Origin of the sequence: Gilliamella bombi (assembly GCF_900103255.1) — a bacterium.
Lineage (GTDB): Bacteria > Pseudomonadota > Gammaproteobacteria > Enterobacterales > Orbaceae > Gilliamella > Gilliamella bombi.
Genome location: NZ_FMWS01000065.1, coordinates 2,049 through 22,515, shown reverse-complemented (window position 1 = coordinate 22,515; position 20,467 = coordinate 2,049). Strand labels below are relative to the sequence as shown.

At 32.1% G+C, this 20,467-nt stretch carries 17 protein-coding genes and 2 pseudogenes; 3 read left to right on the top strand and 16 right to left on the bottom strand.

The features are described 5' to 3' along the window. Positions 1-182: 182 nt before the first annotated feature. The 12 genes from B9N71_RS11050 to B9N71_RS10995 all read right to left on the bottom strand — a co-directional run bounded on the left by B9N71_RS11050 (position 183) and on the right by B9N71_RS10995 (position 12,208). The gene (locus B9N71_RS11050; protein ID WP_085165977.1) at positions 183-431 is read right to left on the bottom strand and encodes a hypothetical protein; all 249 of its coding nucleotides are present in this window, start codon (positions 429-431) and stop codon (positions 183-185) included. A 23-nt stretch (positions 432-454) separates the two neighbouring features. Continuing rightward, complete coding sequence (locus tag B9N71_RS11045) at positions 455-2,329, bottom strand: vWA domain-containing protein (RefSeq protein WP_143422128.1); 1,875 nt, start codon at positions 2,327-2,329, stop codon at positions 455-457. A 141-nt stretch (positions 2,330-2,470) separates the two neighbouring features. Continuing rightward, positions 2,471-3,241, bottom strand: a complete 771-nt coding sequence (gene tadF, locus B9N71_RS11040; RefSeq protein WP_085165975.1) for a tight adherence pilus pseudopilin TadF — start codon at positions 3,239-3,241, stop codon at positions 2,471-2,473. Between the two features lie 32 nt (positions 3,242-3,273). Continuing rightward, positions 3,274-3,738 carry a TadE/TadG family type IV pilus assembly protein gene (locus B9N71_RS11035; RefSeq protein ID WP_085165974.1) on the bottom strand — a complete coding sequence of 155 codons (465 nt, stop codon included), beginning with the start codon at positions 3,736-3,738 and terminating at the stop codon, positions 3,274-3,276. Between the two features lie 31 nt (positions 3,739-3,769). After that, a complete protein-coding gene (locus tag B9N71_RS11030) occupies positions 3,770-4,933 on the bottom strand; it encodes a CpaE/TadZ family protein (protein ID WP_085165973.1) in 1,164 nt (387 codons plus the stop codon). 18 nt (positions 4,934-4,951) lie between these two features. Then, entirely contained in the window at positions 4,952-6,382 is a 1,431-nt protein-coding gene (locus B9N71_RS11025) for a type II and III secretion system protein family protein (RefSeq protein WP_085165972.1), read from the bottom strand. A 2-nt stretch (positions 6,383-6,384) separates the two neighbouring features. After that, positions 6,385-7,263: a CpaB family protein gene (locus B9N71_RS11020; protein ID WP_085165971.1), complete on the bottom strand. Its 879-nt coding sequence runs from the start codon at positions 7,261-7,263 to the stop codon at positions 6,385-6,387. Between the two features lie 50 nt (positions 7,264-7,313). After that, a complete protein-coding gene (locus tag B9N71_RS11015) occupies positions 7,314-8,726 on the bottom strand; it encodes a tetratricopeptide repeat protein (protein WP_085165970.1) in 1,413 nt (470 codons plus the stop codon). A 13-nt stretch (positions 8,727-8,739) separates the two neighbouring features. Beyond that, complete coding sequence (locus B9N71_RS11010) at positions 8,740-9,618, bottom strand: type II secretion system F family protein (RefSeq protein WP_085165969.1); 879 nt, start codon at positions 9,616-9,618, stop codon at positions 8,740-8,742. 3 nt (positions 9,619-9,621) lie between these two features. Further along, positions 9,622-10,548: a type II secretion system F family protein gene (locus B9N71_RS11005; RefSeq protein ID WP_085165968.1), complete on the bottom strand. Its 927-nt coding sequence runs from the start codon at positions 10,546-10,548 to the stop codon at positions 9,622-9,624. Beyond that, on the bottom strand, positions 10,545-11,852 hold the full coding sequence (locus B9N71_RS11000; protein WP_085165967.1) for a TadA family conjugal transfer-associated ATPase: 1,308 nt from the start codon (positions 11,850-11,852) through the stop codon (positions 10,545-10,547). Before B9N71_RS11000 ends, B9N71_RS11005 begins: the two co-directional genes overlap by 4 nt. Positions 11,853-11,968: 116 nt before the next feature. Then, on the bottom strand, positions 11,969-12,208 hold the full coding sequence (locus tag B9N71_RS10995; protein WP_085165966.1) for a Flp family type IVb pilin: 240 nt from the start codon (positions 12,206-12,208) through the stop codon (positions 11,969-11,971). A gap of 489 nt (positions 12,209-12,697) precedes the next feature. On the opposite strand from B9N71_RS10995, the gene B9N71_RS10990 reads away from it, so the two are divergent. After that, positions 12,698-14,125, top strand: a complete 1,428-nt coding sequence (locus B9N71_RS10990) for a phosphoethanolamine transferase (RefSeq protein ID WP_167370103.1) — start codon at positions 12,698-12,700, stop codon at positions 14,123-14,125. Positions 14,126-14,340: 215 nt separating this feature from the next. Continuing rightward, a pseudogene (locus B9N71_RS13270) lies at positions 14,341-14,608 on the top strand (aldo/keto reductase); the annotation flags it as partial. A 216-nt stretch (positions 14,609-14,824) separates the two neighbouring features. On the opposite strand, the gene B9N71_RS10980 reads toward B9N71_RS13270, so the two are convergent. Together B9N71_RS10980 and gap are read right to left on the bottom strand one after the other, a co-directional pair. Next, positions 14,825-15,409 (bottom strand): TetR/AcrR family transcriptional regulator, encoded by a 585-nt coding sequence (locus B9N71_RS10980; protein ID WP_085165965.1) that lies wholly within the window; start codon positions 15,407-15,409, stop codon positions 14,825-14,827. Between the two features lie 50 nt (positions 15,410-15,459). Beyond that, the gene (gap, locus tag B9N71_RS10975; protein ID WP_085165991.1) at positions 15,460-16,461 is read right to left on the bottom strand and encodes a type I glyceraldehyde-3-phosphate dehydrogenase; all 1,002 of its coding nucleotides are present in this window, start codon (positions 16,459-16,461) and stop codon (positions 15,460-15,462) included. Between the two features lie 194 nt (positions 16,462-16,655). On the opposite strand from gap, the gene B9N71_RS10970 reads away from it, so the two are divergent. After that, positions 16,656-17,867: an MFS transporter gene (locus B9N71_RS10970; RefSeq protein ID WP_085165964.1), complete on the top strand. Its 1,212-nt coding sequence runs from the start codon at positions 16,656-16,658 to the stop codon at positions 17,865-17,867. A gap of 447 nt (positions 17,868-18,314) precedes the next feature. Here the strand turns inward: B9N71_RS10970 and B9N71_RS10965 are convergent, their stop codons facing one another. Beyond that, positions 18,315-19,838 (bottom strand): hypothetical protein, encoded by a 1,524-nt coding sequence (locus B9N71_RS10965; RefSeq protein WP_085165963.1) that lies wholly within the window; start codon positions 19,836-19,838, stop codon positions 18,315-18,317. A gap of 404 nt (positions 19,839-20,242) precedes the next feature. Next, positions 20,243-20,446, bottom strand: a pseudogene (locus B9N71_RS13585) (phosphoribosylglycinamide synthetase C domain-containing protein); the annotation flags it as partial. Between the last annotated feature and the right edge of the window lie 21 nt (positions 20,447-20,467).

The following is a 20,467-nucleotide window of genomic DNA, read 5'->3' as shown; positions in this document are numbered from 1 at the left end:
TGACATCTTTAGCTACCAAAACTAGGGCTGGTATAGTTTGATAACCCCCAATATTTTCAACCTTAATAGCTGAGGCTTGCCAAGCGTGATTGTCGCTTCATGACCAAACATCACCATGATTGATGATATGCTCCTGCAGTTATTTGCGTAATATAAATCCCTTCATCGACAAAAATTCTACTCTATAATGAGGCTTTTAATGACCACATCCCCAACAAAACACTGCCCAATATCCATGAATCGCTGTATCCTGTAAGCCAAATATTTCCATTTTCTATCGTAATTCCTGTATCAATAGAGTTAGTTGAAGTAGGAATTTTTATAAATGATTTTATCGTCAACATGACAGCATCACTTCTTTTTCTTTCGTTTGCAAATAATGAAAGGCATAAACATGATGCAAATAATACCATTACTCTAATTAATTTCATTTTAAATAATCCCTACTTCATTATTAATTAGATTCATCTCTGTTAACAAAATTACCTGTTTCCGTCTGAATAATTTTTGCCATAGTATCAAATAGACTCTGATAATCTTGAGCCTCGTGTAAATATTCTCTATTACCATTCATACATTTAGTAAACCATTTTCCATATACTTCTTCATATTGTTCATCAGTTGTCAAATTGGCTGCTTTTGGATCAAGTTTTATATAGTGGATCGTTGCTGTATTAGCCGCCTTCTCAATATAGCCTTTATTCTCATTATCTGCTGAAGTTAATCCAGTCGTTATTGCTTGGCAAACACCTTTATCCAAAAAATCATCTCTAAGAATATCGGCTCCAGCATCATCTTTACCATCTGTAATAATAATCATCATTTTATTATTAGCGGATCCATTTGCCATTACAGGAACTGTCCTTAACAAGGCGGTTATAGTGTCTGTTCCTCCACCTGGTTGCCAAGATTGCTCACTCTCACCAATATAACTAAGTAAAGTCGAATTATGATTTCTGTCTTTACTAAAAGGAACTAAATGAGGGAATGCCTTAAATGTTCTAATATGTTTTGATGCTTCTAAAAATCTTTGATGGTTAGTTGGCAAATTAATCACCTTTTCGCTCATTATGTCATTATTATATAAAGGCGATTGGCACATTCCCAAAAATGGCGAAAAATCACCAACAGTAGGCGAAATAGGTCGATTAAATGTTATTATATTAGTGTTTATGCCACTGAACAATTCATCAATTGTACCTTGTACATCAACTGTTTTAGTGTTAGCAAATGAATAATGCACGTCCGAATATTCCCCCGAAAACATGAAATGATATAGTTGGACAATAGCGCCATATTGTTCATTAATAGTTTTCTTATGTTCATGACGCAATGGATAATCCCAATTATCTTCACCACACCGATACCTTGCTGCTCCCTCATCATTAAGAACTGGCTTGCACAATCTTTCACGCACTAAGGCATCATCATCATACAATCCTTTCGCTGGCCCAATTATTTGTGAATAATAACGATAATTAAAATAATCTAAATAATAAGTAACATCGTTCTTATGAGGGAAATACATATAAGGTAAATTTTCTATGAAATATGTCGGCGGTAACTTTGATTCGTTATAAGATTTTGAATAATTAATCCATTTAGAATATGCAATGTTTTTATTTGCCCAAAAATTATAATTGATTTTATCATAATAAGGCCCCTGCATTTTGTACATAACCGAACAACCGTAACTTTCTCCACCAGCTAGGTTTTTAGCTTCCAACTTAACAGGTACACCGATATCATAAGGAATCAATGCAAATTTAATTCCTGAGGATTCTTTAAGCTTATTAATTATATCTGTTATTGCTTGTTTCATATATTGAAGACGTTGCTGATCACTATTTCCATTTTGAGGAGAGTAGTCATTACAACCTGTATCGCCATATTGGCATGTTGCTGAACCTGAAAAATCACTAATAAAAGCAATATCAAATGAGTCATATCTATCAAATTTCTTTGTATTACCATAACTTTCAGTTTTATTGCTAACAATCATAGATTGATTTAACTCACCAACTTTTCCTTTGTCTTTACTACTTGTTAAGGAATCAACTTTCTGTTTATAGGCAATACTATATACCTTAGTGTTTTTATTATATTCTATATTAATAGAGGCATCGGCATCTTCTACTAAATCATCACTAATTTTTTGATAAACAAAATAATTAATATAGTTCAATGCCATTTTGCGATTTTGTTCAATTGCTGTTTTATCGGCATTTTTATTGTTTAATGCGATAACTGCCAACGAAGCTTCGTTAGTAGCTTCAGAGATCCTTGCTCGGTCTCGCATCGTTTGAGTATGATTTATTGAAACTAACATACAAATTAGCATTGCAGGAAACATTAAGGCGAAACTTATAGCAGCACTCCCTGAAGAACACTTAAAAAAAGATTTCTTATAATTAATTTTGTTATGTCTATTATTGCTATGGCTCATATAATACTCTCAAAAATGTGTTGATTACCGATAATAAATTGGGCAATTTCCATCAGAGCTTGAAATATCATTACAACGTGATAACGCTACAATATTGCTACATAAATTTGGTAAAGTATCAGTAACTTTTCTGCTTGAATTAAACCATTTTAAATAAAGGCTTTCTTCGTTAACTATACACATACTAACTCGATATAAGGGAATCCAACGCCCTGTCAACCCTGTTGTGGGATCAGCTGTTCGTTCAACATACGGAACAAGTTTTGAATAGTCAGTAAGTGAGTTATCTAAATCATCAGTCATACTAGGTAAAGAAGTAAAATAGTTCTCAATACTACCATCATTACATACACCAGAGGAGCAAGAACTAGTGCTTAGATTAACAAATTGCGCATGAGCCAAGCTTTTGGGGTTAGTAACATCTTGAAATATAAATAAACTATCAACTCTTAAAGTAACTTTACGTCCATTTAGTAATGAGCTTGCTAACTGGCTGAGTTGCTCCACTTGAGTATCATCAAATAACTCATGAGAATTAAAACAGGAGTTAGGATCAGCACATAATGCAGCGACTTCTTGAACTGTCGAGCCATTTGTAACTGGATAAATTGCTGATCTTTCACGAAAAATAGAAGCTACAGTATAATTTGCCCGCTCTAATCTATTCTGTAACATGATGCTACTGTAAGTATCATAGATAATAAATACTAAAAGTGAAAACAAACAAAAACATGCTGCAAACTCTATTGAAATTATACCGTCTCTATTACGAAAAAAATTATCAGAATATCTCATTTGCTACTTCATTCCTTTAATTATCAATTATTTTAATAAAACTCACGGTAAACAATAGTCTTCTTTTCCAGAGAGCTGTCAAGTATACGACCAAACAGCTTGGAGAATATAGCATTGTAGTCATACTTCAATTCAAATAATAGTATTGGAGCATCGCTAACTGGAGTATTTAGGCAATTATTATTAATTGCCTCATCAATTTTTCTACAATATTTCACAGTTATTTCAAATTTTTGTGGATCTGCTATATAGGGCCATAATGGTACTTCAGAATTAATCAATTCTTGTAACTGTTGATTATAGTTTGCATTTTGAGAAATCGCCGTTTTTCTAGTTATTTCTGTAGTCACCAGATCTAAAGCCGAACCAATAATCATAATTCGACTAAATTCTAGTACAAATAAAAATAGAACAATTAAATAAGGAAAAACAATTGCAAACTCTATCGAAACACTTGCATTTTTTTGACGAAAGAATAATTTCCAATATTTAAACATAATTATTTGCTCTACTCTATTATATTAACGATTAATCATTCTTTTTCTTTAATATTGAAAAAGACATTTTTTGTTTATTTATTTTAACTTTTTTATTACCAATAATAGCCGCAGCCATTTCATTTATTTCACTGCTAGTATGTGCTTTTTTAAATTTATCTAATTTTGGAATAAATTTGCGTGTAAAATCGATATTTCTACCTAAGAATTCTTCAATATCCTCATTTTGCAAAGCATTTTTTTTATCATAAGGAAGGTTTTCATTTAAACAAACCAAAAAACGTTTATTTAATAAATCCGTATTTTGTGTACTAATACGTGCAATTTCCTCCAAAATTCTCTTAGCAATTTTGATTGAAAAGGGATCTCTATTTATTACAATAAACACAATGTTTGAAAGCTTTATGATTTCATCAAAATGCTTAAACGAAGATTGCAATCCCATATTTTGATCAATAACAGTAATATTGAATTGACCTGAATTTAGATCATCATATTTCCAAGCCTTATCAGCAAGTTCAACTTTTACTCGTAAAGACATTTCAATATCAACAATTGAACCATCTTGAGGAATTGGTGTTTCAAATAAAAAATCTGCATTAGGGCTTGTAGTTGCACCTTGGATATAAAGAAGTGGATAATTTGTTAACGAACTGATTTTTTTTAGTGTATGAACTGCTAATGATGATGTGCCAATTCCACCTTTACAACCTAAAAATGTAATAACGCTACCGACTCTTTGGCTAGAACCAGGTGGAGTAATACTCCTTGAGTGTAAGATATCAGGAATTTTCTCTAATTGACTATTCTCTAATAAAAAATGAATTCCTTTTTTTAACAAAAATTCAGAAAATTGGATTGAATCATGACTACCAACAAGTATTGTTGATGCTTGAATTGGAAAAAAACGATTGACATTTTCAGATAATAGCTCAGCATCACCTTCATCTTTAATATCTAAAATAATAGCATCATATTTATTCCAACGTGGAGCTTCTTTTAATTCAGATAATTCTAATGAGAAGATCTCCATGGCTAACACGTTATAAAGGAAAAGCACCGAACGAATATTTTCAATCAATTCAGTTCTTTTGCTTAAAATAGCTATCTGAAAACCAGAAATGCGTCCAACTACAAATTCTTGTGATGGTTCTTTTGATATATCTTTATCTTTTTTATTACCAAATAATTGCATAAAAATCCCACTAATTTTTTATTCAATAAAACCCATATCGTTAATAAACTTTTCACTTTCATTAGATATTGGTACTGTGTTTCGTCGTTGTTTATCCATATTATTCTTAATATTAAAGAAACTATTTACTGCATCTGTTCGCTCTAAAATCGGTAATTCTACACCATCAAAACTATTATTAGGTGTAACTAAATTAACTGTTGCAAATACGACCATTTCAGTCTTTTCACGACCTGTTGTAGTACTACGAGTCAATGCTCCTAAAATAGGAATTTCACTAACAAAAGGGATACGGGATAATGTTTCTGAGTCCTGTTCACTAATTAATCCTGCAATAACAAAGCTGTCACCATCAGATAAATCAATAGTAGAACTTGTTTTTCGAGTTTGTAAAGTCGGTATATTATAGTCATTAAAAGCATATGAACCTGCTACCGAACTCACTTCGTTATTAATAAATAATCTAATGCGTTTGTCATTGTTTACTTTGGTGCTGATATTCAATTTAATACCATATTCTTTATAAGTAACTTCAGAATCACCATCTTTACCTTTAGTCACAATAGGAATCTCACCACCAACAAGAAACGCTGCACTTTCGCCAGATAATACAGATAAATTAGGTTGTGCTAAAATTTTAGCTAAGCGATCATTTTTTATAGCACGAATCATTGTAGTAATGTTATGAATATTGAATCCTTTTTTTAGACCTAATAGAGTAAACTCACCAATATTGTTCATCTTAAAATCTTGACCTTTGGCCATACTATCTAATGTTAAACTTTGCCACTCAATACCCAATGAATCAGTAAAAGTTTTGCTAACTTCAACAAAAGTCAATCTTACATTAACTTGATACTCTTCAATTACTCTAATATTATCAATAATATTGTTATATACATAGTAATCTTGAAATGTCAGATCTGGGCTAACAAATTCATCAGATACTTTACTTCGTATTCGCTCCGCATCTTGTCCAACGAGTGTACCTACAAGCGCCATAATTTTACCTTTTGTTGTAGTATCTGGTGTAGTACCATTTAGTACATAAACAAATCTACCACTTGGGTCGCCGTTATCGTAACGATCTATTGTTACGCTACTATTTGGAAAGTTTTGCGCTAGCCTATGTGTAATTTGAGATAAGAGTGGATCAACATTGATATTATCATTAATGATAATATTATTTGCATCATCATAAACAAGCAAGCTAGTTCTACCATTTTGCTTACCATATATAATTAGCGATTTACCATCAACAACTTCATAATTTGCTACGCTGTCTTGGCTAATAAAAACCGTACCTACATTCTCAGGTAAAACAATTGTTTTACTTTGCCCAATCTGTAAATTGTGAGTATTAGCAAAAACCAACGGAGAGAAGCTAATTGATAATAAACAAGCTAGCTTTTTTATTTTGTTAATAATTGGTTTAACTTTTATTAGCATTCTTAATTCCCTTTTAGCAAATTAATCTGTTTTTTCTTTGAAAAAATAGCTTTATCAGTTAATGGCCATTTCTTTTCTTTATCACTTAACAAACGTAATCCATCATCAACATTTTGTTTATAAGTACTTGGATACATCATAACTGTAGAATTTGTCATTAGTGTTCTTAATAATTTAATTTCTTGATTTGAAAGCTCTAATTGGACTTGAGCTACGTCTTTTCTCTGAAATTTTTGATCTATTGTAGATCCTAGATCAATATAAAGAATCTTTTTACCAACAATAATTGGTTTTATGCGATTTTTAACAAAATTATCACTAGGTGAAGCCAATCTATCCTCTTTATAATTTTTAGTATTAGACTTAGTTATTTCATCATCACTATAAAATATATAGAGATCAACAAGATCACCACTCTTCAAATTTTTTACTAAATAAGAGTCAATTTGATCCAATTTGAATGGGAACATATAATTCCCCTCTTTTATCGCTAACAGTAAATATTCCTCTGAATTAGGTGAAGCAATAAAACTACTTTCTATAAATGCATCTTTTGCGATATTATTTTTAGCAACATAAGAATCGATTTCTGTTGCATCACTTATATATTTGGATTTGTCATTAGACCCAATTTTGACTTCAATCGATTTAAAATAATAGTCATCCTTAGTCAAAATATTGCTTTTACTAATACTACGTTTAGCAGCAGCTACAGTTATGATTTCTGTTTTAGGTTCTTCTTTTTTAGGCTCTTCTTTAACTTGAACTGGTTGCTGAACTATGGGCTCAGCAACAGGTTCAGGCGATGATTTAGTAAATAGTAATGCCAGTCCCACAACTAACATTAATATATATAGAATAATTATTTTTTTTTGTTTCATGCAAACTCCCTAAAATTTTATATCTATTGTTATTATTATTTTTTTTGCACTTATTTATTCTCTAAATAAAAATCAAATGCAAAGCAATGAGCTTTACCATTAGAATTAGGGCCTGCATCGAAATCCTTCACTATTGAGTTTTGTTTTGTTTTTATTTGTAAAACTAATGTTTTTTCGGCAGTTAAAGTTCCTGTAACATTGGCAAAATCACGATCACTACGAGAAATTTGGTTAATGATATAATTTATTCCTTTGCTAGGAAGGGTTACGTCATATAACGATAATTTGAACTCTGTTGGTGAAATTTTTTCAATTACGTATTGATTTTTATTTAATGGACTAACTGTTTCAAAAGTTATTCGGCTAAATTTTCGATGTTCGCCAGATCGAACAGCTAAAATAGTCGATTTAGTCGTCGCCCGATTGACTTGATTATTTTGTTTAGAATCTGTTTTATTTATAACTGCTGAATTAGTTGCAGTAGCTTGAGAAGCTGTTTTGGATTCAGTTTCTGAATCTAATTTAGCCACACTCGATAATTTAGTACTAACTTCCGACTTATCAGTTGTTTGTGAATTAGTTACTTTTTCAGGCTTAACAACTTTTTTGTCCGTTTTATTTAGCTTTTGTGATGCCGCTTTTTCAATTGTATACTGCTTTTGATTATCACTTTGCGCTGGCACAATTTCATTAAATTTAATCGCTTTAATTGGCTCGATCTGTTTTAGTTCTTGAATTAATATTTCTGGCTCATTAGATAACCTATGCCCTAAGCAAAATGACTTAGCTAATTGAATTTTATTTAATTTAACCAACGTGTAAAGCAAGTTATGAAGAATGGTTTGATCACGATATCCTTTTGTATATAAAATATTTAAGTGCTTATAAGCCTCATTATAATCTTGATTCAAAATTGATAGCATAGCTAGATTATTTGTGACTTTGTTCTCATCATAAAAGTTTTCTCTAGCTAGATTGAACGAATATCGTGCAGCATCATATTGTTTCTTTTTCAACAAAACTATACCTTTTACATTATATGCTTCACCGTTTTTAGGATTAATCGTGATTGCTTTGTCTAAATATTCTAATGCAGTGTCATTATTCCTCATTTTCGATTCAACATGACCATACAAAACAAAAAGATTATCATTTTTGGTTTTATTTAAAACAGGGGTTAATGTTCTTTTTGCAGCATCATAGTCATTAGATAAGTAATAGACCTGGGCTAGTTTATATCTTGTATCTTCAGTATCAGATTTTTGCAAACGTTGTTTATAAAGCTCAATTAAACCACCGTAATTTTTTGTGGTTTCATGAATGTAAATTTTTTGTTGCTCATTTAAATCGTATCTTAAAGTACTATTTTGACATCCAGTAGCAACAAACAATATTGAACACACCGCAATAAATTTCGGATTTATTAACATTTTTGGTTTACAGTATTTTAAAAAATCATTCATTATCTCTAGATCCCTAATTATTCATCTGACTTAATGTCGATATAATATTCATAATAACTGGCGCAACAACAACAACAAGAACTGGAACTAAAAAGAATACCATCATCGGCATTGTCATTTTAGCTGCAATAGCAGCAATTCTTTCTTCTATTGTTAATTTTTGTACTTCTCTGATTTCAGCTGATAATTCTAATAAAGCGTCATAAATCGAATTACCATAACTAATACTTCTTTTTAAAGTAATACAAAACATTCTGACTTCTTTACAAGGCACCTCACGCTGAATTAAATCGATGGAAAGTTCAATACCGTTAACATCCATCATTAAACAAGCTCTTTCTAAAATAGTTGCCACATCTCTATTAATTGGTTTTACTTTCGTGCTCAAATATCTAAAACCATTTTCGACTGTCATACCTGATTTCACCATAATTGCCATCATATCAATGATCAATGGTAAATCTTGTGAAATTCTCTTAATTCTTTTTTCTGTCTGTTTTTTTACTAATCTATCAGGCAGAATAATGACTATAATAATAATAAGGAATAATACAATTAGTAATATATTTGAACTAAGTTCAATAAAAGAAAATATTTGATTTGCAAGATAAAAAAACGAAAATCCGATAATGATGGCGTAAATCTTCCAACTATTTTTTTCTTGAAAGCGACGCAAAAAAGTTAAGCTTATACTATTTTTTGCAGCTAGTCTCTCAAAAGCAAGGTTTCTTTGATTAATATGCTTTTTAGGTGCTCTCTTTTCTTCATTCTCATTATTTAATAATAAATTGAGTTTTTCTTTTCTTTGATGCAACAAATATAAACAGACTAATTCTCTACTGCCTATAAAAATTAAAATAATGGGAATTAATATATTTAGTAAATTCATCATAATTTAAATGACCTTGCTAACCATTCCTCTTATAATGGAAAGTCCAATAACCACACTACCGAATATATAATATAAAACATAATGGCCAACCGTTGTACCAACCAATTGTTCATAATTTGCTGGTGAAGCAAGTTTAAGAATAAAAATAAAAGCAAAAGGCATACAACCTAATATTTTCATAGTCATTCTTAATTCTGCTGTTTTACCGTCTCTGGTTTTAGTTAAAATTCGATTGTTTATTAACATTTTTGTTAACCGACTAAGAACTTCTTTTAATTCTCCACCACTATCTAGATTAACCATTACTGTCAAAATAAAAAAATAATATTCTGGAAATGGAAGCCTTAAATAAGATCTTATTAACACATCCTCAATATTTTCACCAATTTCAATTCGGCTATCCACATCTTTCATTACTTTGCCAACAATTCCATCAATAGAATTTCCACACGTTTTAAAACTCGTTGTTATTGCACCACCAGATGATACAACACCTGTAATAGTGTTTAATGCTTCAGGAAATGTATCGTAAAACTCTTTTTTTAACTTTCTTTTTTTTATAAAAATAATTATAACAATTGTGGTAATAATACTAACTAAAGCAGCAATATAGCTATTATAGTTAATATACTTTTCATTCAATATGATACCCACAACTGCACCTACAAAAATATAAACAAACAACCGACTTTTTGATTGCCCTATTACAAGTAAATTGTAATGAGGTTTAATCATCATTTTTATATTAAAACTAGTGCGTTCCCAAAAGGATTGTTGTCTTTGAGATAATTCTCTTTCAACCAAACTTGATAAAGAAATTTTTTTGGCCTCGACATTATAAAATACTTGTAATCGCCCACTACGACGATGTAATGTAAAAATATTTATAACAGCAACAAAAATGAGCACAAGTGAAAGAAGTAAAATCATGCTTTTAAACCTACTGCGTTTAACATTAGTTTTTCTAACACATCTGACATTTCATAATATTGAGCACTATCATAAAGTGCAGATCGCCTAACTAATCCATTACAGACAAATTCACCTTGAATTTTACCATTTTCATCCCTTTCGTCATGAATTTTAAACTTAAAAACATCATGAGTAATAATATTTTCAGATTCTAATCCTATAACTTCAGTAATACTCATTACTTTACGTTGTCCATCTGGAAGGCGTGAAGCCTGAATAATATAGTTAACTGAAGAAGCAATATAATGTCTAATTGCAACAATAGGTAATTCAGGTTGAGCCATAATGATCATACTTTCTAATCGAGATAAAGCATCTTTAGCAGTATTAGCGTGTAACGTCGACATTGAACCATTGTGACCAGTATTCATAGCTTGAAGCATTTCAAAAGCTTCTTCACCACGGCACTCCCCTAAAATAATTCGATCTGGTCGCATACGCAGTGCATTAACTAAGAGATTTTGCATAGTTACTCTTCCACGACCATCCTCACCACCTGATTTGGTTTCCAGTCTAAGCACATGATCTTGCTGCAACTTTAACTCAGCGGCATCTTCAAGTGTAATAGTTCGTTCATGTTCACCAATAAATCCAGACAGTGCATTAAGCATTGTTGTTTTACCAGAACCTGTTCCACCCGAAACAATAATATTCATTCGGCATCGAGCTGCAATAACTAAAAAGTTAGCCATGTCTTCATTTAGTGAACCATAGTTGATCAAGTCATGAAATGTTCGGCGACCAGTACCAAATTTACGAATTGACATCGATGTTCCATCAATGGCAACAGGAGGAATAACAACATTGAGACGACTACCATCGGGCATTCTTGAATCGACTAAAGGATGCGCCTCATCAATATTTTTACCAACTTTATTGACTAAACGTCTTGCGATATCAAGTAGTTGACGTTCATTTATAAAAAACTTATCCGTTTTGGCAAGGACCCCGCTCCGTTCAACATAAATACTATAAGGACCGTTGACTAAAATATCATTAACTGTTTCATCCTTCATTAAGGAGTCAATTGGACCATAACCAATAATTTCATCGCAAATCATGCCTGCCAAAATACCCGATTCATCGGCAGTAATATAAGCATTGCCAGAATTAACAATATCTCTGATTATTGTTTGAATTTCACGCAAAACTCGATTAGGTTCGTTCTTTAATTGTTCAATTAAATCAAGATCAAGAACTTGAAAAACCAAATCACGAACTCTACCCCATTCAGCAGAAAACCTAGATTGTTCATTGTCCATAATATTCATTATATTATATTATTTTTACACTACGAAAAAGTTACTAGCACCCTAGCTAGTGCTAGTAACTTTAACTCAACAAAGATAATAATACATTATCTTCAAATTAAATTAAATTAAGGAGCAGAAGGTGTCTGTGTAGCATTAATTGTATCAGTTACTTTACCTTTTAAAGAGTCAAAAACCTCACTTAACATTGTCGCTACTGGACCATTACCTTCAAAGACAACGAATACAACAGTAGCAACACCAGCTGCAACAATTGCATATTCAATTGCTGTTACGCCTTGCTCATTTTTAACAAATTTACCTAAAAAATTTCTTGCTTGAGCACGAATTGCAGATAAATACATCATTATTATTTTCTCCTTTTAAATATTTTTTAATATTATTACTAAAATTTTATACTTCCTTAACAAGAAGTGCACATATCTTACACTATAAAAAACAAAATGGCTAGCTATCAATCGAAAATTGTATTTTAATAATTCATCCATAATTATCGTGAAAATATTCATCTGTAGTATAAATATGATTACTTTTATTTTTAAGATACATGTATTTTTTTTAAGAAATATGATAATGCACTCTATTTAATAAAATTTAATTGAAAAAATATAATTGATTATTATAATTTTTACAAAATAACGATAAGATAACTAAAATATATTATGAAATCATATGGAATAGCAAAAAGTTCCCGTTTAATTTTACTGTTAATTTATACTTTTATTAGTGCTATTTTTGCTTTTATTTACCTTAATAAGTCTAGTGCACAGCGGGATGGATTTTTTTTAGAAAATCCTTTATTTTATTTAAATTTGATAACAACTTTATGTTTTATTATGTTAATACATAAAAGCATTAATAGTCGTCATAAACCCATTGTTGCCTTTGGCTCTTTATTTTTATTTCTTTTTTTATCTGAAATTAGTTATTTCATTTTTTATGGAGAAATGATATCAGAAGGAGTACTTGATTCTATTATTGAGACTAATTCTCACGAAGTAATGTCAATGACTAAACAGGCTTTGCTCATAATAGGTCCAGCATTTATTACAACCTTTCTTATTTTATTTATTCTTAAAAAACTAATTTCCGTTAGATTTAAACTTTTTGTCCCCCTATCTTTATATATACTTATAATATTCATTGTTAGTTTATTCTTAATAACTAAATCATCACTAAAAACTGACATTAAAAATGGTCACCTTAAAAGTAGTATTAGTGTAATTCGTGCAATATTTCCTGCTGTGCTAGGCGATTTATCCTATCTTTTGGCTAGTTATGTATCAACAGATATCTATTCAAATACCAATGAAATTGAGAAATTTAATCAAGCTGTGATTTTACCTCCTAATAAGCCTGATAACGACTTGATCGTATTTATTATGGGCGAATCTTCTTTAGTTTCCCGCTATAGCGCTTATGGTTATCATCAACAAACTACGCCTTTTATGACCAATATTTTTAGTCAAAATGGCAGATGTATTATCCCAAATAGCCACTCAGCAGCCGCTTTAACCAGGGATTCTATACCAATGACACTTTCATTCAATGTGCCCGAAAGTGATGATAATTTATTTGATAATAAATCGATTATTGAGATGGCTAAGTTCAATCATTACAAAACCTATTGGTTAGCATCGGCTGGGCAACAAATTCAAGGTACATTTAATACTAAGTTTGGTTTTATTGCACGTAAAAGCGATGTTATCACTTTTACTGAAGATATTCTGGATATTAATTTAAGTCAATTATTAGAAGACACTCTACAAAAAGATAATTTTCCGAAAAAATTTATTTTTGTACATTTGCGCGGTAGCCATCAACCCTATACAAAAGGTTATGATGAAGTTGATAAGTTGGCTTTACCTGATGTCGAAGAATATGATTTAACTATTCATCACACCGACCGTGCAATCAAAGCATTATATGATGTTATTAATAAATATAGTAACAACTATACCGTTATTTATACCTCGGATCATGGCGAAATTGTGAATGTTGGGCATGGTATAGGTGACAACGTTGACCAGTTCCTAATCCCTTTTATGTTTATATCAACCAATCAACGATATAATTGTCAATTTATTGAATCATTTCGAGGACCAGATGGCTATTTAAGTGGGCTTATGAATAAATATATTCTTTCTAATCTGTTAGGTTATGAGATTGATCCAGTTATCCTTGACAAAGAAAAAAACAATGATCGAGTTTTTATGCCAAACAGTAGTGTCATGCCTTTTTTAGAAGTTCTCAACAAGCATTAATTTGTTACCTATTATACGTTTGAGGAATTGATAGAAATCGACTATAAATTTTATATAAAAATATTATAAAAGGGGGCACAAAACGCCCCTTTTTTGCTGTTAGTGACATTTATAGCAAGCAGGTCATTGCTAATATTTTAAATTTGGCTAAATAATGAATGTTAGATGGATTTACCGTCCATCTAAAACAGGTCTTAATTTTTAAAATACGTCAGGTTGGCAATGCCATACAAAAATGTAGCATTCCCCCGTCAAGAACTATTTATTACCACAAAAATATGGATCACCAACACTAACTATGACAAAGCCAAACAATCAATAGAAGAGTCATTACGCAAATTAAAGACAGATTATATTGATTTACTATTAATTCACCAGCCATTTAATGACTACTATTATGCTTACCGATTAATGGAAGAAGCTTACGAAAAAGGCAAGGCTAAAGCCATCGGCGTTAGCAATTTTACCCAGATCGCCTTTTGAACTTTGCCCTTTCAGAACAAGAGATAAAGCTCATTACTACTTTAGATACTGGCATAGTTTTTTCTTCTCGCATCAAAATCCAAAAATGGAGGATTGGTTTATGTCCATTGTGAAATAGAAAAAACAATAAAGAAAAATGAGCTACTTTATTGAGCTATAAATGACGGTTTGACTGTTTTATTGTTTGTAATTCAACACAAATTAAACAAAAATAAACTATGATTTTGGCGTAAATATTTTCAATAGTGAATTGATTGTTAGGTGAAAATAGGATTCATCTTGCAATCCTTTTGCTGAAATATAAGCGCCTTGCAAAGTAGATATGATCAGTGTTACTGCTTCTAACGGTGCAAGAATATTAGAAATACTTCCATCAGAAATTCCCATTCTTATAAGATTTTCTAACGTTTGTTTCATTGTCAAAAATCCGCGTGTAACTTCTGCCGCTAAATGAGGATTTGTCATAATAGACCTATCTCGTGCCATTTGACCAACTAAACAGCCTCGTTGTATATTACGAGGTTTTAATAGCAAATTTGACAGTTTATTATAAGCATTTGTATCAGTATTTAGTACTGAAGCATTTATGCTTATTAACTGTTCTACATTATAAGTTATAGCATATAAAGCCAAATCTTCTTTACCGTTGAAATGGTGGTAAAGACTACCTTGTCCAACACCTGACCGCTTTAAAATATCTTTAGGGCTAGTATTTGCTAGACCTTTTTCTAATAAGAGATCAGCCATAGCAATAATGAGCTTTTCTCTGGAATTTTGTTTAGTTTTTTGTTCGTTATTCATATTGCTATAACTCAACACACCATCAATTGACGGTATATTTAATTAACTAATTATTTAATTTGTAAAATGGTATCCACCAAACGATTTGAAAATCCCCATTCATTGTCGTACCAGCTGACAACTTTGAGTAAAGTACCATCCATCACTTTAGTTAGCTTAGCATCAAAAATAGAGGAAGCTAGATTGCCAATAATATCAGAAGAAACAATTTCATCTTCTGTATAGGCAAGAATACCATCCATTTTTTTCAAGTTTACAGCTTTTTTGATAGTATCATTTACTAATTGTACTGTCACTTCTTTCTCTAGATTTAATGTAAGATCTATCATGGATCCAGTAATGACAGGAACACGCACCGAACCACCATCTAATTTGCCTTTTAATTCAGGAAAAACAAGTCCAATTGACTGCGCAGCACCAGTTGAAGTTGGAACAATATTTTGCGCTGCACTTCGTGCTCGCCTCATATCCCTATGCGGTGCGTCCTGAAGATTTTGATCCTGCGTATAAGCATGAATCGTTGTCATAAAACCTGATTTAATTCCAAAATTCTCATGTAACACCTTAACTAAAGGGGCTAAACAATTTGTTGTACATGAAGCATTAGAAATAATGTGGTGTTCATCTTTGTTATACAAGTGCTCATTCACCCCCTGAACAATAGTTAAATCGACATTTTTTGCTGGAGCAGAAATGAGCACTTTTTTAGCTCCAGCTTTAATATGAGACTGTGCTCTTGTGCCATCATTAAATACACCAGTTGATTCTAATACCACATCAACTTGATGTTTAGCCCATGGGAAAGCCTCAGGATCACGTTCTTGATATATCGCAATCTCTTGTTCGTCAATAATTAAGCAACCTTTTTTTACATCAATACTTTTAGCAAAACGTCCAAAAGTTGTGTCATATTTTAAAAGATGAGCGAGCTGATCAATTGAACCCAGATCATTGATCGCAACAATTTTTATGTCGTGTGAACAATCCTGCAATGCACGGACAAAACTACGCCCAATACGACCAAAACCATTAATTGCTACATTAGTCATTATTACCTCCAATTATATTAATAAAACATACTAATTGGTACGTTAACACAAAAACACCCTATATACTAATTAAAATTAAAATAATTAATAAATGCAAATAATTTAATGAAATTTATTTAATTTTACTTATACAAATAAATAGAATACTATAAATCAAAACATACCAATTGGTATGCAATTAAGTAAGGAAAAATTAAATGGATAAAAAAAATAATTATCGTTGGTTTGTGCTTGGAATTGGTGTTCTGGCACAAGCAACATTTGCGATGGGTTTTGCTGGCATACCCATTACTGGAATTTTAATGCGAGATGCTTATCATTTTTCATTATACGAACTTGGTTTCGTTTTAGGAGCAATGGGGTTAGGTGTTGCAGCTTCAGAGATAATTTGGGGGATCTTGACAGATAAATTAGGTGACAAGAAGGTTTTGATTCTTGGGTTATGGTCATCAGCTATAATGTATGCCTTAATCGCCATATCACTCACGCCAGAAGCTTCACTTGGTGGTGGTGTTAAATATTTACACTTGGGAGCAGCCCTAGTTGTAACAGGAGCTTTCAGCGGTAGTATTAACTCATCATCTGGCAGAACTGTGATGTCATGGTTTGATGATAGTGAACGTGGATTTGCTATGAGTGTTCGTCAAACCGCAATCCCAGTTGGCGGTGCGATTGGAACTGGACTACTGCCTTGGTTATCCTATTCATATGGATTTGAACTGATGTTTATTGTATTAGCTACCACAGGCTTTAGCGTTGGTCTTGTAGTTGTATTGTTTATCAACACTAAACAGAGTGAATCAAAATATACACCAAAATCAACCCTCACTATCCCCTCCCCACTAAAAACTGGGGCAGTTTGGAGGGTCGTTATGGCTGCGGGTTTTCTAACGGTACCTCAAATGGCAGTACTCACATTTGGCAGCATCTATATGCGTGATAACCTACATATTGATTTAGCATCAATTGCTATTATTCTTATTGGTGTTCAGATTGGCGGTGGGGTGCTCAGGATCTGGTCAGGTTACTATACAGACAAAGAAAAGAATCGTATTGCCTTATTAAAATATTACGCCATACTTGGTGGAATGGCATCTTTAATGCTTTGTTTAACGGTGAATAATACATATATGGGGATTATATTTATTGTGTTAACAGGTTTATTTGGCCATGCGTGGCACGGTATTGCTTATACCGAGGTAGCAGTGAAAGCGGGCATTGAACGTACGGGAACAGCCTTGGGTATGATTGGCACTACTGTATTTATCACTTCGTTTCTAACTCCTATTATTATTGCTGATATCGCCCATATCTACGGATGGCGAGCAGTATGGGGCACTGTAACCATTCTAACATTTGCTTCGCTATTGTGTTTTATTTCATTGGCAAAAAAGGAAATTAAACTTTAGTTTCTATTATTAGTTTAAATTAGTGATATGATGATGCGAAAGTAATTACTCACTATATGCAATACATAAATTACCTATAGTGATCCAAAAAACTTTGATAATGAATAGAGAAAGCCTTACATATGCGAGATAAGATTTCATCAATAGAGAAAAAATTAAGTCTTTAAGAAAATCATTGAAAATATTTATTAAGATGACCTTATAAAAAAAACTCAGGTAGACTATTGATTTTATTTAATTTTTATTTTTTCTTTTTTAATAAAATCAAATAGTTATAGATTATTTTTCGTTTGTTAAGTTAAATTTTGTTTTTTATTTTTGCAAAGCGCTTTTGCTATTTATTAGAAAAAGCGCAAGCTTTTAAAATCTATTGTGCGTATCGTCTGGTCTTACACAGGACCTTGTTCTTTGGTTGAGTGTCCTCAGTTTAGGTTTAAATACAAAAAACTAAGGAGTGACACAAACAATAGAAGAGAAGCTTGTGGAGTAGTTAACAATACCATTCGACAAACCCACTGTGTACATATAGTAGCCTGTTCCTCCCATACTATCACTAGTCCAGTTGTACATGCTGTATTCAAAACCTGTATTAGTATAATACATCATGTTACCCCACTCTGTGGCTAATCCAGCCCCTATTCGTCGTTGGTAAGAACCATTATTAGAGGATGGCGGTACAGCTCCTTGCCAATCATTTCCCCAAGCAGAACTGTATGTATTAGTAAGATCCCTTATTTGTGGAATTCGATAACCTAAACTACTACACCAAGATACGCTATTAGAATAGATATCAAATCTAGTTCCTCCATTGACAAACCACTTTTGCAAAACAAATCCATATTTTACCACCACATTACCACTACTATCCTTGCCTTTTAATTCAAATTCTTTCGGTAAATTTGGGATTGTAATTGGATCTGGATTAGCACTATCCCATTGTGCTTTAGCCTCTGGGCCCGTTAGAGTAACACGCGTTACTGTTTCTGAACCATTAGGAATCCAACTATCGCTAGCGGTTGTCCTTGTCACCGTAGCGGTTATTCCTTCATGCGTGACTGGCTCCCAAGTCAACTGACTTGCATCTACTCCAACTATATTTAAATCAAAATACAAACCATCAGCACCCGTAGTCGGAAAATTTAACGCGTATGATACTGAATTGGTTGATTGAACTAGAAATCCCTTATCAGGGTTCCATTCGTAAGCTGGACCTGCGAAAATGTCTGTTCCTAATTGCAAATTCGGCCTTACGAAATTGACACCTACTGTAACCTTTGGTTTGATGTAATATGTTTCACTACCTTCTGTGAAGGTATTAGCTTTTGGTTCCCCGTATTGTGTGCTTAAAGATCCCCCTGTACTACTTAATTTTACTTTATAAGGTGCATTACTTATCGTTAATACTTCATTACGACTAACCGTTTGGTTATTTTTATCTGTGATACTAAGCGTTATACTTCCTTCTGCCATTACCCCGCCATCTTGGCCATCACCATCATCATCACCCCAATTACCCTGTGCGACTAAATCGCTAAGGTTCACAGAATTGGTTGATGTCGGTACTATCATGTCAATATTTTCAAAACTTTGACCTGATGCGGGTAGCTCAATGGGATTTGTTGATGATGAAGAATTGTTTTGCGGTGTGAGTGTACGACCATCTGATAACCTAATACTTAATAAGTCATCTGTTGTAGTCACTTTTGTAGTACCATCCTCAAAAGTTAAATAAGGTACAGTACCATTAATACGTTTAGAAGTCGTGGCCGATAATGCCTGCGATTCCAATGAATACGGCAATAATAGTAGTAGTGTCAATGAAAACGGAAATTTAGCAAGTGATTTCGATAAAAATTTTAAAGATAACTTTGATAAGATAAACAAGATTTGTGTAACACTACATCTAACTTGGTTATTTAATAAATTTAAGACATTGGCTTGCCTCTGCTTGTGTCTAAAATGATACTGCATTACGTTCCACCTGTCGATTAAGTTTATTGGTTTCTATATTAACCTTATAATTAAATTAACTAATTTTAAATTGGTGAAATTATAGACGTTTATGTAAATTTTTGCTAGTTTTTAGATAAATTTTGGTTAATTTTTGTCAAGAATAAATGTTATTGTTTTGGCTTTATGACAGCTTTTAGGATATATTTTTTATTTAAAAACTTAGCAAGATTTCTGATATTTTGAGCTTTGAGAGTAGCAAACCGCAACGGTGACATCATACTATTTAAGCTATTTTATATCAAAATGATAAAGCACTTAGCGCTATCAAACACTCTACCTAAGGCAAAAACATTCAGATAGAGTATTGATTTTATTGAACTTTTTATTTATTGTTTTTTAATAAATCAATTTTTCATAAACGGTTATTTATTTTTTTCCCGCTCAATTGCACGGTAGCCAATATCATGGCGATAAAAACAACCATGCCAATAGATGTCTTTGGCTTGCTGATAAGCACGTTGTTGAGCTTCAAGTACTGTGTTGCCAAGTGTAGTTACACATAATACTCGTCCCCCATTGGTGTAGACTCGCCCTTTTTCTAAACTAGTACCCGCATGGAAAATTTTACTGTAAATACCCCAAACTTA

Coding starts and splice junctions, on each gene's coding strand:
- B9N71_RS11050 (WP_085165977.1), bottom strand. CDS start 431: ATGAAATTAATTAGAGTAATGGTATTATTTGCATCATGTTTATGCCTT.
- B9N71_RS11045 (WP_143422128.1), bottom strand. CDS start 2,329: ATGTTAGTTTCAATAAATCATACTCAAACGATGCGAGACCGAGCAAGG.
- tadF (WP_085165975.1), bottom strand. CDS start 3,241: ATGAGATATTCTGATAATTTTTTTCGTAATAGAGACGGTATAATTTCA.
- B9N71_RS11035 (WP_085165974.1), bottom strand. CDS start 3,738: ATGTTTAAATATTGGAAATTATTCTTTCGTCAAAAAAATGCAAGTGTT.
- B9N71_RS11030 (WP_085165973.1), bottom strand. CDS start 4,933: ATGCAATTATTTGGTAATAAAAAAGATAAAGATATATCAAAAGAACCA.
- B9N71_RS11025 (WP_085165972.1), bottom strand. CDS start 6,382: ATGCTAATAAAAGTTAAACCAATTATTAACAAAATAAAAAAGCTAGCT.
- B9N71_RS11020 (WP_085165971.1), bottom strand. CDS start 7,263: ATGAAACAAAAAAAAATAATTATTCTATATATATTAATGTTAGTTGTG.
- B9N71_RS11015 (WP_085165970.1), bottom strand. CDS start 8,726: ATGAATGATTTTTTAAAATACTGTAAACCAAAAATGTTAATAAATCCG.
- B9N71_RS11010 (WP_085165969.1), bottom strand. CDS start 9,618: ATGATGAATTTACTAAATATATTAATTCCCATTATTTTAATTTTTATA.
- B9N71_RS11005 (WP_085165968.1), bottom strand. CDS start 10,548: ATGATTTTACTTCTTTCACTTGTGCTCATTTTTGTTGCTGTTATAAAT.
- B9N71_RS11000 (WP_085165967.1), bottom strand. CDS start 11,852: ATGGACAATGAACAATCTAGGTTTTCTGCTGAATGGGGTAGAGTTCGT.
- B9N71_RS10995 (WP_085165966.1), bottom strand. CDS start 12,208: ATGATGTATTTATCTGCAATTCGTGCTCAAGCAAGAAATTTTTTAGGT.
- B9N71_RS10990 (WP_167370103.1), top strand. CDS start 12,698: ATGTTAATACATAAAAGCATTAATAGTCGTCATAAACCCATTGTTGCC.
- B9N71_RS10980 (WP_085165965.1), bottom strand. CDS start 15,409: ATGAATAACGAACAAAAAACTAAACAAAATTCCAGAGAAAAGCTCATT.
- B9N71_RS10970 (WP_085165964.1), top strand. CDS start 16,656: ATGGATAAAAAAAATAATTATCGTTGGTTTGTGCTTGGAATTGGTGTT.
- B9N71_RS10965 (WP_085165963.1), bottom strand. CDS start 19,838: ATGCAGTATCATTTTAGACACAAGCAGAGGCAAGCCAATGTCTTAAAT.